The 17,523-nt window shown below is 36.7% G+C and carries 21 protein-coding genes; 15 read left to right on the plus strand and 6 right to left on the minus strand.

What is annotated here, in order from left to right; genetic code table 11:
• Positions 1–25 precede the first annotated feature (25 nt).
• Positions 26–466: a YlbF family regulator gene (locus tag ACNSTQ_RS04380; RefSeq protein ID WP_418198635.1), complete on the plus strand. Its 441-nt coding sequence runs from the start codon at positions 26–28 to the stop codon at positions 464–466.
• 63 nt (positions 467–529) lie between these two features.
• Here ACNSTQ_RS04380 and ACNSTQ_RS04385 read toward each other — a convergent pair whose 3' ends face one another.
• Entirely contained in the window at positions 530–844 is a 315-nt protein-coding gene (locus tag ACNSTQ_RS04385) for a hypothetical protein (RefSeq protein WP_418198636.1), read from the minus strand.
• An 11-nt stretch (positions 845–855) separates the two neighbouring features.
• Entirely contained in the window at positions 856–2,343 is a 1,488-nt protein-coding gene (locus tag ACNSTQ_RS04390) for an FAD-dependent oxidoreductase (RefSeq protein ID WP_418198637.1), read from the minus strand.
• A gap of 152 nt (positions 2,344–2,495) precedes the next feature.
• Here ACNSTQ_RS04390 and ACNSTQ_RS04395 point away from each other — a divergent pair, with 152 nt between their 5' ends.
• Positions 2,496–2,774 (plus strand): YlbG family protein, encoded by a 279-nt coding sequence (locus ACNSTQ_RS04395; RefSeq protein ID WP_418198638.1) that lies wholly within the window; start codon positions 2,496–2,498, stop codon positions 2,772–2,774.
• Between the two features lie 47 nt (positions 2,775–2,821).
• Here the strand turns inward: ACNSTQ_RS04395 and ACNSTQ_RS04400 are convergent, their stop codons facing one another.
• The gene (locus ACNSTQ_RS04400; protein ID WP_418198639.1) at positions 2,822–3,214 is read right to left on the minus strand and encodes a DUF7147 family protein; all 393 of its coding nucleotides are present in this window, start codon (positions 3,212–3,214) and stop codon (positions 2,822–2,824) included.
• A gap of 580 nt (positions 3,215–3,794) precedes the next feature.
• Here ACNSTQ_RS04400 and rsmD point away from each other — a divergent pair.
• Both rsmD and coaD read left to right on the plus strand, forming a co-directional pair.
• A complete protein-coding gene (gene rsmD, locus ACNSTQ_RS04405; RefSeq protein ID WP_418198640.1) occupies positions 3,795–4,346 on the plus strand; it encodes a 16S rRNA (guanine(966)-N(2))-methyltransferase RsmD in 552 nt (183 codons plus the stop codon).
• A 26-nt stretch (positions 4,347–4,372) separates the two neighbouring features.
• A complete protein-coding gene (gene coaD, locus ACNSTQ_RS04410) occupies positions 4,373–4,861 on the plus strand; it encodes a pantetheine-phosphate adenylyltransferase (RefSeq protein WP_418198641.1) in 489 nt (162 codons plus the stop codon).
• Between the two features lie 25 nt (positions 4,862–4,886).
• Here the strand turns inward: coaD and ylbJ are convergent, their stop codons facing one another.
• The gene (ylbJ, locus tag ACNSTQ_RS04415; protein ID WP_418198642.1) at positions 4,887–6,104 is read right to left on the minus strand and encodes a sporulation integral membrane protein YlbJ; all 1,218 of its coding nucleotides are present in this window, start codon (positions 6,102–6,104) and stop codon (positions 4,887–4,889) included.
• A gap of 135 nt (positions 6,105–6,239) precedes the next feature.
• On the opposite strand from ylbJ, the gene ACNSTQ_RS04420 reads away from it, so the two are divergent.
• Entirely contained in the window at positions 6,240–7,037 is a 798-nt protein-coding gene (locus ACNSTQ_RS04420; RefSeq protein WP_418198643.1) for a patatin-like phospholipase family protein, read from the plus strand.
• Entirely contained in the window at positions 7,027–8,085 is a 1,059-nt protein-coding gene (locus ACNSTQ_RS04425) for a SepM family pheromone-processing serine protease (RefSeq protein WP_418198644.1), read from the plus strand. Before ACNSTQ_RS04420 ends, ACNSTQ_RS04425 begins: the two co-directional genes overlap by 11 nt.
• A 79-nt stretch (positions 8,086–8,164) precedes the next feature.
• Here the strand turns inward: ACNSTQ_RS04425 and ACNSTQ_RS04430 are convergent, their stop codons facing one another.
• Positions 8,165–9,403 (minus strand): nucleotidyltransferase, encoded by a 1,239-nt coding sequence (locus ACNSTQ_RS04430; RefSeq protein ID WP_418198645.1) that lies wholly within the window; start codon positions 9,401–9,403, stop codon positions 8,165–8,167.
• 245 nt (positions 9,404–9,648) lie between these two features.
• Between ACNSTQ_RS04430 and ACNSTQ_RS04435 the strand changes: the two genes are divergently transcribed.
• The 4 genes from ACNSTQ_RS04435 to ACNSTQ_RS04450 all read left to right on the plus strand — a co-directional run bounded on the left by ACNSTQ_RS04435 (position 9,649) and on the right by ACNSTQ_RS04450 (position 12,140).
• Positions 9,649–10,170 (plus strand): YceD family protein, encoded by a 522-nt coding sequence (locus ACNSTQ_RS04435; RefSeq protein ID WP_418198646.1) that lies wholly within the window; start codon positions 9,649–9,651, stop codon positions 10,168–10,170.
• Positions 10,171–10,288: 118 nt separating this feature from the next.
• A complete protein-coding gene (rpmF, locus tag ACNSTQ_RS04440; protein ID WP_075385538.1) occupies positions 10,289–10,462 on the plus strand; it encodes a 50S ribosomal protein L32 in 174 nt (57 codons plus the stop codon).
• A 121-nt stretch (positions 10,463–10,583) separates the two neighbouring features.
• Positions 10,584–11,345 carry an enoyl-CoA hydratase/isomerase family protein gene (locus ACNSTQ_RS04445; protein WP_418198647.1) on the plus strand — a complete coding sequence of 254 codons (762 nt, stop codon included), beginning with the start codon at positions 10,584–10,586 and terminating at the stop codon, positions 11,343–11,345.
• A gap of 168 nt (positions 11,346–11,513) precedes the next feature.
• Complete coding sequence (locus ACNSTQ_RS04450; RefSeq protein ID WP_418198648.1) at positions 11,514–12,140, plus strand: RsfA family transcriptional regulator; 627 nt, start codon at positions 11,514–11,516, stop codon at positions 12,138–12,140.
• Between the two features lie 46 nt (positions 12,141–12,186).
• On the opposite strand, the gene ACNSTQ_RS04455 is transcribed toward ACNSTQ_RS04450, so the two are convergent.
• On the minus strand, positions 12,187–12,672 hold the full coding sequence (locus tag ACNSTQ_RS04455) for an N-acetyltransferase (RefSeq protein WP_418198649.1): 486 nt from the start codon (positions 12,670–12,672) through the stop codon (positions 12,187–12,189).
• 240 nt (positions 12,673–12,912) lie between these two features.
• Here ACNSTQ_RS04455 and ACNSTQ_RS04460 point away from each other — a divergent pair, with 240 nt between their 5' ends.
• The 5 genes from ACNSTQ_RS04460 (at position 12,913) to rsmH (ending at position 17,514) form a co-directional block, all read left to right on the plus strand.
• Entirely contained in the window at positions 12,913–13,827 is a 915-nt protein-coding gene (locus ACNSTQ_RS04460; protein ID WP_418198650.1) for a 2-dehydropantoate 2-reductase, read from the plus strand.
• On the plus strand, positions 13,820–14,203 hold the full coding sequence (locus ACNSTQ_RS04465; protein ID WP_418198651.1) for a DUF3397 domain-containing protein: 384 nt from the start codon (positions 13,820–13,822) through the stop codon (positions 14,201–14,203). The genes ACNSTQ_RS04460 and ACNSTQ_RS04465 overlap by 8 nt, the downstream gene beginning before the upstream one ends.
• 91 nt (positions 14,204–14,294) lie before the next feature.
• The gene (gene bshC / locus ACNSTQ_RS04470) at positions 14,295–15,917 is read left to right on the plus strand and encodes a bacillithiol biosynthesis cysteine-adding enzyme BshC (protein WP_418198652.1); all 1,623 of its coding nucleotides are present in this window, start codon (positions 14,295–14,297) and stop codon (positions 15,915–15,917) included.
• 193 nt (positions 15,918–16,110) lie between these two features.
• Positions 16,111–16,542 (plus strand): division/cell wall cluster transcriptional repressor MraZ, encoded by a 432-nt coding sequence (gene mraZ, locus ACNSTQ_RS04475; protein ID WP_418198845.1) that lies wholly within the window; start codon positions 16,111–16,113, stop codon positions 16,540–16,542.
• Between the two features lie 39 nt (positions 16,543–16,581).
• Entirely contained in the window at positions 16,582–17,514 is a 933-nt protein-coding gene (rsmH, locus tag ACNSTQ_RS04480) for a 16S rRNA (cytosine(1402)-N(4))-methyltransferase RsmH (RefSeq protein ID WP_418198653.1), read from the plus strand.
• Positions 17,515–17,523 lie beyond the last annotated feature (9 nt).

Genomic DNA, 17,523 nt, shown 5'->3' on the forward strand with positions numbered 1-17,523 from the left:
ATAATACATAACAGGAGGTGGCTAAATGATAACGTCAATGACGTCATTTGATATTTTAGAAGAAACGCACCAATTATCTCAAGTCATTTTATCCTCTGAAGTGTTTTATCACTTTAAAGAGTGTAAGTATAAATTGGATCATGATAAAGAAGCACAAACTTTGATTAAAAGCTTTGTTCAAATAAAAGAAGATTACGAGGAAGTCCAACGTTTTGGAAAGTATCATCCTAACTTTCATGAGACATCTAAAAAGGTCCGTGAATTAAAACGTGAACTAGATTTACATCCTGTAATATCGGCGTATAAGAAAGCAGAAACAGAGCTAGATCAGTTATTGATTGAAATTAGTGGTATCATTGCAAAGACTGTTTCACCACATATTAAAGTTCCTTCAGGAAACCCATACTTTGATCAGATTGCGTGTGGTGGTAGCTGTGGTACTGGTGGAGGTTGTGGTTGTAAATAAGGTAGGTATAAGAAAGAGGTTGACTAAGTGTCAACCTCTTTCTTACTTCTAAGGTCAATTTGCCTACGTTTTAAAACGAATACAGTCCATACATCCATTCCCACAACAAAACATTTTTTCGCTAGGAACTAAGAAACGGAGTCGGTAAATATATGTATCTTCAGTTTTTCTGACATAAGCCATTTCGAGTGTTAATCGTTTTCCTTTCATAACTGTCATGGCTGCTGACTTTAACATATTTTCGAGCTCAACATGACTGACTTTCGTCTGGACATAAAGAAAGGGGAGACTTGTAAATTTCTTTTTTGTCACAGAAGTAATAAGAGGATTACTTTTTAAAAGTTCCATGAATTGATCCCAAACGGTTTCTAGCGACATGATAACCTTCCTTATAGTTGAATATTGTAGTTTGTGATTGAACGAAACACATGGTATCCGCTAATTGATGCACCGATTGTTCCAGCGCCTGGAAATATAGAATCACCACACATCCAAGCGTTTTTCAGGGGAGAGCGGTGCGATAAACTATAGAATAAACTATCACGAGTCGTTTGTGGAAACCCGCCAACCATTCCTTCTGGTCGATGGGTGAACCGTTCCCATGTTTTAGGAGTACCAGACAACTGTAAAATAATTTGGTTCTCAATCGTCGGAAAAGCGATTTTTGTTTTTTCTATTATCTTACTTTCCAATTGTAACTTATTTGTCTTATATTTTTCCATGTTAAACCATTTATTAGTGTCAGTATGGGTTGAAACAGTTAATGTTCTGTATCCTTCAGGTGCTCTTAATGTATCACCTTCCTTAGATAGTGACAAAAAGATATGATCACCGTCGATCATATTATGATCTTTTGAGATTACTTGTTGAAATAATGGAAGCTGTTCAAAGTAATCATCTTCTTTTAATGCAAAGTACATCGTAAATGCTCCCCAAGTAGGAAGGTTTGCTTTCTTTTTATAACGAATAGGTAACTGGTGAAAAAGTGTCGGTTCAAGGATTTTTTGTAATGAATGGATAGGTACATTAAATATGACATGAGTTCCTTGCCATTGTTGACCTTTTTGATCTGTGACAATCCATTCATTTCCTTGTTTTTTAACATGGACAACTTTTTTCTTTTTCAATAGACAGCCATTTTTCTCCTCGATATGCTGAGCTAGTTGTTCGGCAACGACATATAAGCCACCGTCAACATAGAAAGCACCTTCGTGATAAATATCAAGTGCTAGAGCACCCAGTATACTTTGGCATTGTTTACTCGTTGTTTGCATACTGTCGATCAATTGTCCGTCAATATAGTGTGAAAACAAATCGTTTTCATTAATTGTACAGCTCCTTAATAGCTCCAAAACTGTTCTATTCATAAAAGGTAGTAACTTCAGAGAGGAAGGTGACAACGATTGAAGTAAAAAAGCCCATTCGTTAAATGTGCTTGGAGGCAAGCTTGGCAATGTTCTCAATAGCTTCCTTACTTCTGATGAAATCATCCAGACTTTAGTATAGAATGTTTCAATTGCTGCGCTTTTTTTAGGGAACATTGATTTTAAAGCTTCAAGATGTGCTTGACGATCTTGTTGTACACGTATATGTTCACCACTTTCAAAATGAACGTCCATTATATGGTCTAACTGTTGATAAGAAACAGGTTTATTTAAATAATTCATTACTCGTTTATGAATTCCGTCTTTTTCAAACCCCATACCTAATGTTGCCCCAACTGGAAATATAAACTCCTTACGGTTAAACTTTCCAGCACAACCTCCCCATTCATTAGAAGCTTCGAGTACGGTAATATCATATCCGTTATTCGCTAATAAAGCAGCTGCAGTTAAACCACCTATTCCGCCGCCAACAACAATTATCTTTTCCCCCATATCAGATCCCTTTCTTGTAAAAATATTATACAAACATTATACATTATAAAAAAAGAGAGTGCTTACAAAAATAAATCGCCATTCTATTGCTCGATAACATTAATTCTGCTAGACTGAAGAAGTTATATGATACGTGAAAAGGGGAAATATTTATGCTTGCTAGTCACAGACAAGGCTTGGCAGTATGGCTACACTCGTTGAAATATGCCAGACAATTACGAAAATTCGGCAACGTTCATTATGTTTCAAAAAAAATGAAATACGTTGTGTTATACTGTGACCAAGAGGATATTGATGCTATGGTTGATCGCCTCCAATCGCTTCACTTTGTTAAAAAGGTAGAAGTTTCGATGAGACCTTTTGTTAAAACACAATACCAAAACGCAAAGCCTGATAAAGCAAAAGAGTATGATTATAAAATGGGTATATAAAAAAAGGAGGCTGGAATTCAGTCTCCTTTTTTATACGAAACCTTCTTTTAGAACTTGAGTTCTGGAATGAAGTGATTTAATCGTAGTACGCCAATTAAGTATTGGTAATATAATTGCTTTTCGTTAAAAATGTCAGAAGGTTTAACTTCTAGTTGAAAAATTTCTTGGTTTAGCTCATTGGCTAATGATTGAAAAAGGGAAAAGCGTTTATTTTCTTTCCACTCTGGTTGAGGAATACCTTCTCGGCAAATATATAAGGGCATATAATTTCCGGGTTCGATTGGTTTCAACACAACGACGAGTGAGGTCATTTTTCTATTGTTAGTCGTCGTATTTAAGCGCACAAGATGATGTATGCGGTGATGATTGCTTTTGGCAATTTCCATTAATTCATATAGGTCTGAGTAGCCTTCTCCTAATTCAATGAAGCGTTGTAGCATAGTAGGTCTCTCCTTATCCGTCCTTAGTAATGTCCTATTAGAGGAAGTTCAAAAAGTCGGGGGAAAATAGCTGTCGATAGAAGATCTTCGACTAAGAGCCCCACGTCCTGTGGGAACGTCGAAGTCACCACAACCTGTGGTAGCTCGTCAGCTTGCTCCTTCACTCCTAACGTATTAACCCATACGTTCCGGTACTCGGAGACTACGCTTCCTTGATCTTCTCGGCTCTTTTGGTCCTCCTTTTTGAACACGCACTATTAAATAATGTAGCATCGAAAAAAAATCCTCGCAAGGATTTCCTTGCGAGGTGCCCTACAACATACAATGTATGTACAAGGCTATGGGAGAGGAGAAACCGGAGGAAGAACTTATGGGGAAACGTAAGTCTTCTCCGCGGTTGTTGCAACATCTCTCAATGTTGCTAATCTTATTATGACCACAATAATTTTCGCTAATACATCGTTTCGTAATTTTTTTCAATTTACATTGTAAATTATCCTATTCTTTAGTTTTTAAACCTTTTATGATAGGATAAAAAACAAAGAAGAATGCTAGCTGCAATGAAGGAAAGGTGTATACATTGAGAGTCATTTCAGGTGAAAAAAAAGGACAGCCATTAAAAGCCGTTCCAGGAACAACAACGAGACCTACTACAGATAAAGTAAAAGAATCGATATTTAATATTATCGGGCCTTATTTTGATCATGGATGGGTGCTTGATTTATACGGAGGGAGTGGTAACTTAGGAATTGAAGCACTCAGCAGAGGGGTAGAAAAGGCGATTTTTGTTGACCAAAATCGAAAAGCTGTAGATATTATTAAGGAGAACTTAAAAGTATGTTCATACACAGAACGTGCGGAAGTTTACCGAAATGATGCGAAGCGAGCATTAAAAGCACTTATTAAGAGAGAAGTATCATTTACATATATCTTTTTAGACCCACCGTATGCAGAGCAAAAAATAGAGGCTGAAATCGGGATTATTCACGATTTTAATTTACTAGCAAGCGGCGGGATAATTGTGGCTGAACATGATGCATCCATCGAACTAGCTGGGCACATTGGATCTTTCTCCTGTAAAAGGCGTGAAGTATATGGGGATACAGCTATTTCATTTTATTTTTATGAATAATTTATTGATACTAAGGGGGAAGAAGGATGGCTAGTATTGCAGTTTGTCCAGGAAGTTTCGATCCGGTTACTTATGGACATCTAGATATTATTACGAGGGGTTCTAAAGTTTTTGACAAAGTGATTGTAGCAGTTCTAAATAATCGTAATAAAACACCATTATTTGTGGTAGAAGAGCGTGTAAAGCTACTTCAAGAAGTTACTGCTCATATCGAAAATGTGGAAATTGACTCGTTTAATGGATTATTAGTAGATTATGTGAAACAAAAGAAAGCTACAACGATCATTCGTGGCTTACGAGCAGTCTCTGACTTTGAATATGAAATGCAAGCGGCTTCAATTAACAGAAAACTTGACCCTGAAGTTGAAACTTTCTTTATGATGACAAACAATCAATTCTCATACTTAAGTTCAAGTATTGTAAAAGAAGTTGCAAAGTACGGTGCAAATGTATCAGATATTGTTCCAGATGTCGTAGAAGCAGCGCTACGTACAAAATATACGAACCTGAAATAAAAACCATTTCAACATGAAATGGTTTTTATTTTACCGTAAGGGCACGTTTTGTATGAATTCCAATATAGATTAGAAGCCCGAACAGTGTGATAAAAGATCCAAACTGAACTAGTCCGTTCCAACCTGTGATTAGCCAAGACCAAGATTGCTCTTGAAGAAACACTGGAATAGTTCCATCATGATCAACTCCGACTTGACTAAGATATAACGGCTTCCATAATAAGATTACAATTACTGAAGAGAAAATTCCGTGTAATATTCGAGCAATGAAGTACGGCTTAAACCGAATATCGGTTTCTGCTAATATACTAGCAACTTGAGCTTGGACGGAAAAGCCACTAAAGGCTAAAATAAAACTAGCAATAATGACTTGTTGAAATAATGAAGCATTTGCTTCTGAAGTCAATTGACTGCCAAGCGTTATTTCAAATAATCCGGCGATAAGAGGCATACTTAATTCACTGGGTAAAGCTAAAAAAGTAAAAAGAATTGAAATGAAGGATGATAATAACGTAAGTACACCTATTAAACTTAAAAGCTTGTTTAATACGGAAAATAAAATAATAAATCCACCAATCATTAATAATGTATTAATGGAAGATTGAACAGCGTCACCTAGTAGTTTCCCAATTGGACGACCATCTTTTAGACGTTCTTCATGAAGGGACTTAATAGCATCTTTAAAACTTTTTGGTGACTGTCCTTCTTTTGTTTGAGGTGTCGTTTCTTTACCACCATGAAACCTCATGATGAAGCCAACACAAAAATTCCCTAGATAGTGGGCAATGGCGAGAACAACACCTAGTGCTGGATTATGAAAAAAACCGACGGCTACTGCACCGAATATAAAGAGAGGATTAGAAGCATTCGTGAACGTGACGAGACGCTCCGCTTCTAACCTACTAAGTTTCTTTTCTTGACGTAACCGTGCTGTTAATTTTGCCCCAGCTGGGAATCCGGATGCTAATCCCATAGCCCAAACAAAGCCACCGACACCGGGAACTCTGAAAACAGGTCTCATAAATGGATTTAGAAGTGTGCCAATAAATGTGACGACACCGAAACCGATCAACAGTTCTGAAACGATAAAAAAAGGCAATAATGAAGGAAACACAACTTCCCACCACATGGTTAAGCCACGTAGTGAAGCTTCGAATGATTCTTTAGGGTAGATCATTAGTGAAGCTGTTAATGAAGTCGCTAATATTGCAAGTACAATTGTTTTAACCATTGAAGAATTCAAGAGGGCTTCCTCCTTTTTGAACACACACTTGAAACAATTCAACCTGTCCCACTAATCAATATACGTATAGCTCGTCAATTTAGACCATATGATTGAAAACAGGGGTTGTAACCTGTAAGATAGGAGTGGATATTTTTGGATCGACCTAAAATCGGATTAGCTCTTGGCTCTGGTGGAGCACGAGGGTTTGCTCATATTGGTGTATTAAAAGTGTTAGAAGAAGCGAATATTCCAATTGATTTTATCGCGGGGAGCAGTATCGGGTCACTTGCCGGTGTCTTATATGGTGCAGGACAATCACCTGAAACCCTTGAAAAATTTGCGAAACTATTCCGACGAAAGTATTATTTAGATTTCACCGTACCGAAGATGGGGTTTGTGGCAGGCAAAAAGGTAAAAGAACTTATTCATATTTTAGCCAAAGGTAAAAACCTTGAAGAGTTATCGCCGCCAGTCTGGGTTGTAGCAACAGATTTATTAAAAGGAGAACGAGTTGTTTTTAAAGATGGACCTGCTGCTCCTGCTATCAGGGCAAGTATTTCAATACCCGGTATCTTTGTGCCCGAAAAAAGGGATGGGCGTCTGCTTGTTGATGGTGGAGTGATTGATCGGGTACCTGTATCTGTCGTTAAAGAAATGGGAGCGGATATAACGATTGCTGTTGATGTTTCTTATTTTCAAGTGGATCCGCTAATTACTTCGATCTACGATGTAATATTACAAACGATGGATATTATGGAGCGTGAAATGGTCCGTCTCCGAGAGATTGATACGGATGTTATGATCCGTCCAATGGTAAAGCAAGCAAGCTCTATTGCTTTTACAAATGTAGAAGAATATATTCGGCTTGGAGAGGAAGAAGCTAAAAAGCAACTCGATTTAATCCATGAACAAATTGACAGGTGGAAGGAGAAACAATCGGATGGTCATTGAAAAAAAGAAAAAAATTAGTAAAGTTTGGATTATTGGAGCGATCTTAATTGTACTTCATTTTTATAAACTGCCCTTTTACTACTCTCAACCAGGAGATGCTAAAGAGTTAGCCCCATTTGTAGAAGTAGAAGGTGGTTATAAGGAGGAACAAGGGTCCTTTATGTTAACTACAGTGTTAATGGGACAAACAAATGTTTATTTTTATGCATGGGCTCACCTAAGTGATTACCGGGATATTTATCCTGAGGATCAAATAAAACGCCCAGAAGAAACAGAAGAAGATTACCTTCACCGACAACAAATGATGATGAATACTTCTCAGGACGCTGCAAAGATTGCAGCCTACGAATATGCAGGCAAGGAAGTCAATATATCTTATAACGGAATTATGATTACTTCATTCATCGAAGGTATGTCTGCAGAAGAGTATCTAACCCATGAAGACCGGATTTTAGCAGTAGATGGGTATAGGGTACATACGGTTAATGAGTTAAATAAACGACTTGCTGGTAAAGATTTGGGGGAGGAGGCAGTATTAACGGTTCTTCGAGATGGTGAGGAAGTCGAAATTGCAGTTCCCTTATCAACATTTCCAGAGGATATAGAAGGCGGGGAAGGTAGAGTTGGAATTGGTATTATGTATCCAGTTGCAGATCGAACACTCTCATTCACCCCTGAAGTAACAATTGATGTTCGGAATATCGGGGGGCCATCTGCCGGGTTTATGTTCTCTTTAGAAGTTCTTAATCAATTAACTCCAGAAGATTTAACGAAAGGGTATCATATATCTGGTACGGGAACGATTGATGAACAAGGGAATGTAGGCCGTATAGGCGGTGCTAAACAAAAAGTAGTAGCTGCTCATAATGCTGGGTCGGATATATTCTTTGTTCCTAAGGAAGGTGATCGAGAGGGCTCAAATTATAAAGAAGCAATCGCAACAGCAAAAGAGCTAGGGACATCAACTAAAGTGATAGGGGTTAATACACTAGCAGAGGCTGTTGAATATTTAGAAAGTCTTGGACCCAAAGAAGAAAAAGAAGGTTAATGTCGCTAGCCGATGGCTTAAGTGGCTTCAACCAAATAATTTTAACGAGAAAATAAGACATTAGCTTACTGCCAATGTCTTATTTTTTTAGCTGTTCAGTAAAGCGAATAGGGGCCTGAGTGAATTCTTCTTTCAGGCGGACGTTTTGTAAACGCTTCGGTAAAGCGAGTGTATAAATATTAGAAACTTTTTTTTCTAATTCTAAAACTGGGTGATAAAAAGAATTTACTTTTGTCACCAATGGGATATCAACTGACTTTTTTTTCTGGTTTAAGTAAGCTTGTCCTTTAGAACTCATGCCAAGTAGACGCAGGTATGGTGGAGGATTTCCAGCGTTTGCCCACTTCATGTCCACTTTTTTCGTATTCGTTAAAATGTGTAAGCAGTAGCGTTGAAGACGATTCCAAGTGTAACGCTTTGTTTTGATCAAATGCATAAACTCAGCAAAGTTATTAGCAGCACTAATAAACCGTTTTAAGCGATACTCTAAGCCTTCTTCACCCTCATAGATGTCAGCAAGTTCAGCTTCTGTCGATGAAAGAATTTGATACTTTAGCATCGGAAAATAAAGTTCCCAATCATGGAGTGTATGATTAGATGTTTCATAGTCAGTTAATAACTCTAATGTGCTTTTAGGTATGACTCTATCGATTGTCCCTTTTTCGTTTGTTGAATTGTTAAAAATCGCTTTTCTAATACTTGTAGCACTAGCAATGGTTTCAGATGCAAAGCCTTCATCATGATATTGTGCGGACTTTCGCTGTATGGTTTTACCTTTCATTTTGTTTCCTAGACGATGGATTGCCTCAACGTAATGATAACCTAGTATATTATTAGGTTGTGACAAGTCTAAGAGTTGCTGTTCGCCTTTAATTGAAGAAAAAGCTAAAGATGTCGCTTTAGGGTAACTATTTCCTTGACTCATATAAAACTGAATTTGTTCATTAAAATTTTGTTTGTTTTCATTGATAAAATGATATAGCTCATGAAAAAGATCAATGTTTCCAGCCTCGCTGCCGAAACAAACTTCTTCTACACCGATTGCTTGTAATATGGAAATGGAACCGAGTGCAAAAATCTCTGCTTTTTGGGTAGAATAAGCATAGGGAAGTTCCAAGACTATATCTACACCTGAGGCTAATGCCATTTTCGTTCTTTGCCATTTTGAGACAATCGCTGGCTCACCACGCTGTAGAAAGTTTCCACTCATTACAGCGATAACAACATCACCTTCTGTAACACGTTTTGACTCTTCTAAATGATATAAATGCCCATTATGAAAAGGGTTATATTCAACGACAACTCCGATAGCTTTCATATTCTCTCCTCCAAGCATAAAATACCAACTTAAATGAAGGTAAGCTTTGTTTTTCAGTCATAGACGAATGTACCAATAAAAATACATAATGGTATAGTGAATTATACTAATAAAAAGTATAGCATTTATAAAAGAACTTGCAATTCTATTGGGAAAAATGATAAAGTAAACACTTGAAAATAGTGTAAAGAAAATAAGTTGACAAATAATAATTACACAGCTATAATTACTCTTGTTGCCTTGAGGTGATTTTTTTGAAGTGGACAATTCAACAACTGAATGGTTTAAAAAGTAGGGGATTAACGTTTGACGAGACGGTGGATCTTAGTGATATTAAAAAGCTTGACCCACAGATACGGGATATTACACCAGTTCGAGTGATTGGTGAAGCGATATTTTCTAAGAATTTGATTTCGTTTCCGCTTGAAATAAAGGGAGAAATGACATTACCTTGTTCTAGATCGTTAATAGATGTAAAGTTTCCCTTTCACCTTCAAGTGAAAGAAGTCTTTAGTTTGGATGACCATGCATGGATAAGTGAAGATGAAGAAGAACATGTTCACTCCGTAGATGGAGACACAATTGATCTTGTTCCATACATAATGGAACATATCCTTCTAGAAATCCCACTGCAGCTCATTAGCAAAGAAGCAAATGAAAAAGGTCTCCAATCTGGTCAAGACTGGGAATTAATTACGGAAGAAAATAAGAAAGAACGTATTGATCCTCGCCTTGCAGACTTAGCTAAATTCTTCGATCAACAGTAATATTGGGAGCATCGGCTTTTTCGGCCTTAATTGTTCTGGTTAGCAACGACTAACCGCATAAATATCATAAATGTAAAATTTTTAGTAACATTGACAGCCCTTTAAGGAGGTGGGAATGATGGCAGTACCTTTTAGAAGAACTTCAAAAACTCGCAAAAGAAAACGTCGTACTCACTACAAATTAGCAGTACCAGGTATGGTAAAGTGCCCTGAGTGTGGAGAGTTAAAAATTGCACACCGTGTATGTAAAGAGTGTGGATCATACAAAGGACAAGACGTTTTAAACAAATAATAAATGAGTTTCATAAATAATAAGCAAAAGGGATCATCCTTTTGCTTATTTTTTTAGTCTCTTTTTATTGAAGGAGATAAAAGAAAAATGTCGAAATAGATTAAAAATGAAGGGGGCAATGATGTTGGAAAAGGTACAATTAGTTCGTGAAGATGGAATTGCGTGGTTAATTATTAATCGTGAGGATAAAAGGAATGCGGTTGATTATGACGTAATGAACTTACTAACAGAAAAATTAGATGAGATTGAAACTAATGAACAAGATAAAATTGTTGTCATAAGGGGAAAAGGAGATCAAGCCTTTTGCTCTGGTGGAGATCTTTCCATCTTTCATTTATTACATACGAAAAAGCAGGCAGAGGAAATGCTTTCAAAAATGGGTGAAATTTTATTTCGACTTTTTTTCTTTCCGAAGCCAACCGTTGCAGCAATTAATGGTACCGCAGTTGGCGGGGGCTGTGAATTAGCGACTGCGTGTGATTTTAGACTTGCTGCACCACATGCAAAAGTAGGGTTTGTTCAAGGGACGCTTGGTATAACGACGGGGTGGGGTGCTTCTACGATGTTATTTGAGCGAATTGATCAAGCGAACGCACTACAAATGCTTATGACAGCTGAACGATTTAATGTGCATGAAGCTGTTAATCTTAATTTTATTCAACAGGTTATTGAGTCAAATCATTTTGACTCTGGCTGTAAGGAATGGTTAGCTCCATTTTTAAAACAATCAACTCCTGTGTTGAAAGCCTATAAAAAACGCTGGACGGACTGCTTCGATAAAGCGAGTGTAAAAAGCAGGTTCTTAAACGAAATTGATGAATGTTCGACATTATGGGAGTCTGACGAACACCATGCTGCTGTTGAACGTTTTTTATCCAAGTAAACAAAGTCTAACGAAAAATGCTTTTTCAGCTAACTAGAAAACTCTTTATTCGCTCTTGTGAATACTTTAATAAAATCGAGGACATAATCCTTTAATAGAACATAAAAGTCTATCTTATCTAGTAGATGCATAAGTATAGACAAAAGATGTTTTAGGAGGGATAATAACATGTCTATTATTCGGCAAGACGCATGGACGAATGATGAGGATTTGATCTTAGCTGAAGTGGTCTTACGTCATATACGAGAAGGCAGTACACAACTAGCTGCATTTGAAGAAGTCGGTGAGAGGTTGCAACGAACATCTGCTGCGTGCGGGTTTCGGTGGAACTCTGCTATTCGAAAAAAATATGACGCAGCTATAACATTAGCGAAGAAGCAACGTAAAAAAGGAAAACTAATGGAAAACGACGATCAAGATCAAGCAAACTATGAAGTTGAAGCTAGTGAGGAAATGGTTGCAGCACCTGTTGTAAATTCTGTTGTGCAAGAAGAAACTGCAGCTCCAGTTGCAAAAGAGCAAAGAGAAGCGACGACTGACATGACGCTCCAAGACGTCATTAACTATTTACAAACTTACGCTAGCAAGTTAGGACATAGTAATCAACTTGAAGATGAAAACGAAAAGTTAAAAAGAGAAAATGAAAAGTTAAAAGAGTCTAATGACAAACTGAAAAAAGAAATAAAGCTAATTAAAAAGGAAAAAGAAACTATTAATGAAGATTATAGAACGTTAATTAATATAATGGATCGGGCAAGAAAGATGGCCGTTTTACCTGAAGAGAAAACAAATTAATTTTGGTTTAAAAAAGTCGACTCACTTTGAGTCGACTTTTTTTAGCTTAATCCTCTGTTAATACTTGTTCTTGTACTCCTTCTGGATACCAAACGTAGGGGTTTTCACCACGGTCACGTATAGGTTGGTAGGTAACGGACTCAAAACCCATCTTATTCCAGAAATCATCTGATCTTTGTCTCGCGTTCGTCTTTATTGGTAAGTTGAAGCTCTTTGCAAAATCTACTAAAGTTTTTCCGTATCCTTTATTTTGGTATTTCTCTAGTACCTCAAGTTTAAATAGTTCTAAGTAGTCTTGTGGCGGTTCAAAGTATTGGTCAAACTTACCTTTAACTCGATAAAGGCTCATTCTTGCAATTAACTTATTTCCGAAGTAAATTCCGTAAAATGGTGATTCGCTGTCATTCTCGATGATATTTGCTTGAAGGTCTTCCTTCATTGAGAGTTCAGGGGCTCCGTATTCTCTAAAGTTTTGAAACTCCTCTAATGTTTTATAATTAATAAGTAAGCGCTTAACTTCTGGTTGCTCCATAAGATGACCTCCCTAATTGATAGTAGTATTTTTAAGTAAAAGAAATTAATCATCCTTATACTATTTTACTACAAAAAGAATTGGACATCGTTAAAAAACTAAAAATTCTACTAGAATTAAAAAAGTAATAATTTTTAGTTAATAATTCAAAATTAAATGAAAAAAATGATTTGACAATTCGTCTTTCAAAATAATTGTGATATTATTTACTTTAAGAGAAACTTTGCGGAGTGATGGTGTGTGAATATTGGAGTAATTGGCGGGGGCTCAATTGGACTTCTTTTAGCCGCCTATTTAAGAAAAAGTAATTTTAATGTAAATGTATATACACGTAGTAAACAGCAGGCAAGGCAACTGAATGAGGCAGGGATTACTCTTTATAGAAATAATCAAAGTGAAGTTTTTACTGTTCACGCAAAGGTATTGGATGAGGCTTGTGACTTAAGTGATGCTATCATATTTGTAACTGTTAAACAATTTCATATTAAAACTATATGTGAACAACTTGAGCGCAAATCTTCGATACCGAGAACAATGGTGTTCATGCAAAACGGAATGGGTCACCTTTCTTTAATTAAGAAACTCTCGATTGAAACGTTGTTAATTGGGATCGTTGAACATGGGGCGATGAGACTTTCTGACACGGAAGTTTGTCACACTGGTGTAGGGACGATTAAAATTGGAGCTATTCATGGAGCTTTAAGTGTATCAGGTTACTTATGGAAGTCGTTAAATAGTGAAGACTTTCCTGTCGTAATATTAAACGATTGGTTAGCCATTATGGAAAGAAAGTTAGTCGTTAACTCATGTATCAACCCATTGACTGCAATTTTTAGAGTAACAAATGGTCGATTAATTTCTAATATATTTTTCTTGAATTTAATGCGTAGTGTTTTTGATGAGACGGTCAAAAGTCTCAACCTTGACGCGAAAGAGGGCTTGTGGGAAGAAGTTTTATTAGTTTGTGAGAAAACGGGGAAGAACAGGTCATCGATGCTACGTGATATTGAAAATGGAAATCAAACAGAAATTGAAGCGATCTTAGGATATACGTTACGAAAAGGGGAAGAGCAAAGATTGGAAATGCCAATAACGAATTTTTTGTTTGAAAGCATTAAAGGATTAGAACAGGAAGAGAGGGAGAAGGGTGAGTAGTGCTTTCGCTTGGTTTATAGCTACAGTTGTAACGTTGCCTATTGTAGGATGGTACTTAGTTTATATTATTACTGTGAAAATTACGAAGAAGAAAAGTTATTCAATTCGTCTTGCAGCAGATATTTCATTAGTGTTTTTTATACTTGCCGTATATTTTATTAGTTATGAAATTTGGAAGCAGTCATTTTTATGGATCATTTTAATTGTTTTTTTTGCGGTCGCCATTTGTTTTACGATTATTCATTGGAAAGTGGCGAAAGATGTGCATCTTGTCCGGTTATTCAGGGGCATATGGCGTTTTAATTTTATCTTATTTTTCTTAGCCTATATTTTATTAAGTACCTTTGGATTTATTACGCGAATTTTTAGTAGTTAGGGATACTAAGCATTTTATTTTGTGTATGTTTATCATTTTGCTATAATCTAATCGTTCGAGTGTTAAGTTTTTTATGAAAGGGCGTTACATAATGAATGTGAAAGAAATTCAACTTTCACCAACAACAAAAGTAGCTAAGGCATATCTAGAAGAAGATCCTCAGCTTCTTTCGTTTTTTGAATATGACTATAGAAATCAATCTACTTACGGAAGCCGGTATGAATATTTAAGAAATCGAACGTATAATAGAGACAGTTTAGCTAGTGCTTTAACAAAGTATAATGAACGTCTTGTTCACAATGAAAAGACATTATTACAAATAGAGCGTCTTCGAGATCCGAACAGTGTGGTAGTTGTCACGGGGCAGCAACCAGGTTTATTGACGGGCCCTTTATATACGGTTTATAAAGCACTAACAGCGATCACGTTGTCGAAGCAACAGGAGAAGATGTTAGGAGTTCCTGTCATTCCTGTTTTTTGGGTAGCAGGAGAAGATCATGATTTTCTTGAGGTTAACCATTTGTTTTTACAAAAAAACGAAAAATTAATTAAACATCAATTGTACGATAAGACAGAAGATAATAAACACCCACTGTCAGGAAGACCGCTTGATTATGAAAAAACAAAAAAGTGGATAGAAGATGTTTTTTCTTCTTTGGAGGAAACGAATTACACCAAAGAGCTTCTTGAAACTGTAACGGTATTATTAAAAAAATCAACCGATTACTCTCACTTTTTTAGTCAATTAATGGCATGGATTTTTAAAGAAGAAGGTCTCGTATTACTTGATTCTGCTGACCCGCAAATTCGTAATATAGAATCTTCAATGTTTTCTTTACTAATTGAAGAAAATGAAGCTATAAATACGGCATTTCTTACACAGGCAGAGGAAGTTGCAAAATGTAATTATGGAACACCAATTGAACGAAATGAAGAGAATGCTAATCTCTTTATTTTAGAAGACGGTCAAAGGCAAAGAATTGACCGTGTTAATGAAACGCTTTTTATTGCTAACGACATGAAGTATACAAAACAAGATTTACTATCGATTGCTGAATTGTCTCCTGAACGTCTAAGTAATAATGTGGTAACCCGACCATTAATGCAAGAGTATCTGTTGCCTGTACTTGCCTTTGTTGGCGGTCCGGGTGAAATCGCTTATTGGTCAACGCTGAAAACGGTATTTGAAGTAGCGGGAATGAGAATGCCACCTATTGTTCCTAGACTTTCACTGACGTTATTAGAACAGAAATACAACGATTGGTTGAAGAGCAAAGAAATAACGTTGGAAGATGCACTTTCTAAATCACTGTCAGAAATAAGGGATGAATGGTATACGCAACAAAAGAAGTGGGATATTCAGTCAACGACGGAACAAGTGAAAGACGAAATTGAACGAATACATGCCCCACTTCGGCAAATCGCTGAACAACTAGATGCAACATCAGAAAAGCTGGCTACAAAAAACCTAAATATTCTTTTAGATCAAGTAGAGTTTCTTCATCAAAAGTTAGAACGACAACAAAAAGAAAAATATAAGTATGAATTAATGAAATATGATGAGATTGAACAAATTGTATTACCTAACCATAAGCCGCAGGAGCGCATTTATAATATTTTCCAGATCATCAACCAATTTGGTCACTTGTTTATAGACAATATTAAAGAACAAGACTTAGACATAAACGGCCACCATAAAATTATTGAGTTATAAATAATTTTAGCTGAATAAAAGATATGAAAGCTACAAAGTACAGCTCGGAATATGAACTGAAACTTACCTTTTTAAAAAAAATCCCGCATTTTAGCAGGATTTTTTTTTTATGGGGAGAATTAGAAAATCTAGTGGTATAAAGTGGGGGGATGTGGTAACTTAGAGGTATAAAGTGGGGGATGGTGAAACGACTATGTTCATGGGGGAGTATCGGCACAATGTCGATGAAAAGGGAAGGCTCATTATTCCTGCTAAGTTTCGTGAAGAACTTGGTGACTCTTTTGTTGTAACTCGTGGGCTTGACCGGTCGTTATTCGTCTATCCTCAGGACGAGTGGAAAATTTTAGAAGCTAAATTAAAATCTCTCCCATTTACAAAAAAAGATGCCAGAGCCTTTACTCGATTTTTCTTTTCCGGTGCTACTGAATGTGAGCTTGATAAACAGGGTAGAGTAAATATTGCCTCACCCCTTAGGGAATATGCACATATTGAAAAGGAATGTGTCATTATTGGGGTATCAAACCGGGTGGAAATTTGGAGTAAAGCAATCTGGGAAGACTATTTCATGGAGTCGGAAGAATCGTTTAGTGAGATTGCTGAAAATATCGTTGATTTCGACCTTTAGTCATTGCAACTAAGAAAAGCATATAAGAGGTGGTAGCTAATGTTTAATCATATTACGGTTTTAAGAGATGAGTCAGTCGAAGGGCTGAATATTAAAAAAGATGGAATTTATGTAGATTGCACTCTCGGTGGTGCGGGTCATAGCGAATTAATCATTTCTCGACTTAGTTCAGAAGGTCATCTTTATGCCTTTGACCAAGATGATATTGCTATTGCCAATGCAAAAGAAAAATTAAGCCACTACGAAGGGAAATTTACATTAATTAAAAGTAACTTTCGATTTATGAAAGAAGAACTTCAGGCAAGAGGGATAGAAGAAGTGGATGGAATACTCTTTGACCTTGGAGTGTCTTCACCTCAATTAGATGAAGCAGACCGTGGGTTTAGTTACCACCAAGATGCACCTCTTGATATGAGGATGGATCAAACCGCTCCATTAAGTGCATATGAAGTCGTCAATGACTGGGAGTTTGGAAAATTGGTTTCGACTATTTCAAGATATGGCGAAGAAAAATTCGCAAAGCAAATTGCTAGAAAGATTGAGGCTGCAAGAGAAAAGAAGAGCATTGAAACAACAGGAGAACTAGTTGAAATAATAAAGTCTGCCATTCCCGCTCCAGCTAGAAGGACAGGGGGGCATCCTGCAAAACGAACCTTTCAAGCGATACGTATTGCAGTAAATGATGAATTAGGGGCATTTGAACAAGCACTGGCCGATTCAATTGAAATTACTGCTCCTAAAGGAAGGATCTGTGTCATTACGTTCCATTCACTTGAAGATCGTATTTGCAAAGATATCTTTAAAAAGGAAAGTAGAGGGCCAGAACTTCCTCCAGGAATGCCAATGGTTCCTCAAGGGTACGAACCGAAACTTACATTAATTACAAGGAAACCTATCATCGCAAGTGCAGATGAACTTGAAATGAATAACCGAGCACGCTCAGCAAAGCTGAGAATAGCAGAAAAAAATTGAAGGAGGTTT

The sequence above is a fragment of the Alkalihalobacterium sp. APHAB7 genome (genome assembly GCF_048323755.1).
Lineage (GTDB): Bacteria > Bacillota > Bacilli > Bacillales > Bacillaceae_F > Alkalihalobacterium.

Bases quoted from the DNA above. Each gene is read 5' to 3' on its own strand.
- ACNSTQ_RS04380 (WP_418198635.1), top strand. From the start codon at position 26: ATGATAACGTCAATGACGTCATTTGATATTTTAGAAGAAACGCACCAA.
- ACNSTQ_RS04385 (WP_418198636.1), bottom strand. From the start codon at position 844: ATGTCGCTAGAAACCGTTTGGGATCAATTCATGGAACTTTTAAAAAGT.
- ACNSTQ_RS04390 (WP_418198637.1), bottom strand. From the start codon at position 2,343: ATGGGGGAAAAGATAATTGTTGTTGGCGGCGGAATAGGTGGTTTAACT.
- ACNSTQ_RS04395 (WP_418198638.1), top strand. From the start codon at position 2,496: ATGCTTGCTAGTCACAGACAAGGCTTGGCAGTATGGCTACACTCGTTG.
- ACNSTQ_RS04400 (WP_418198639.1), bottom strand. From the start codon at position 3,214: ATGCTACAACGCTTCATTGAATTAGGAGAAGGCTACTCAGACCTATAT.
- coaD (WP_418198641.1), top strand. From the start codon at position 4,373: ATGGCTAGTATTGCAGTTTGTCCAGGAAGTTTCGATCCGGTTACTTAT.
- ACNSTQ_RS04425 (WP_418198644.1), top strand. From the start codon at position 7,027: ATGGTCATTGAAAAAAAGAAAAAAATTAGTAAAGTTTGGATTATTGGA.
- ACNSTQ_RS04430 (WP_418198645.1), bottom strand. From the start codon at position 9,403: ATGAAAGCTATCGGAGTTGTCGTTGAATATAACCCTTTTCATAATGGG.
- rpmF (WP_075385538.1), top strand. From the start codon at position 10,289: ATGGCAGTACCTTTTAGAAGAACTTCAAAAACTCGCAAAAGAAAACGT.
- ACNSTQ_RS04445 (WP_418198647.1), top strand. From the start codon at position 10,584: ATGTTGGAAAAGGTACAATTAGTTCGTGAAGATGGAATTGCGTGGTTA.
- ACNSTQ_RS04450 (WP_418198648.1), top strand. From the start codon at position 11,514: ATGTCTATTATTCGGCAAGACGCATGGACGAATGATGAGGATTTGATC.
- ACNSTQ_RS04455 (WP_418198649.1), bottom strand. From the start codon at position 12,672: ATGGAGCAACCAGAAGTTAAGCGCTTACTTATTAATTATAAAACATTA.
- bshC (WP_418198652.1), top strand. From the start codon at position 14,295: ATGAATGTGAAAGAAATTCAACTTTCACCAACAACAAAAGTAGCTAAG.
- mraZ (WP_418198845.1), top strand. From the start codon at position 16,111: ATGTTCATGGGGGAGTATCGGCACAATGTCGATGAAAAGGGAAGGCTC.
- rsmH (WP_418198653.1), top strand. From the start codon at position 16,582: ATGTTTAATCATATTACGGTTTTAAGAGATGAGTCAGTCGAAGGGCTG.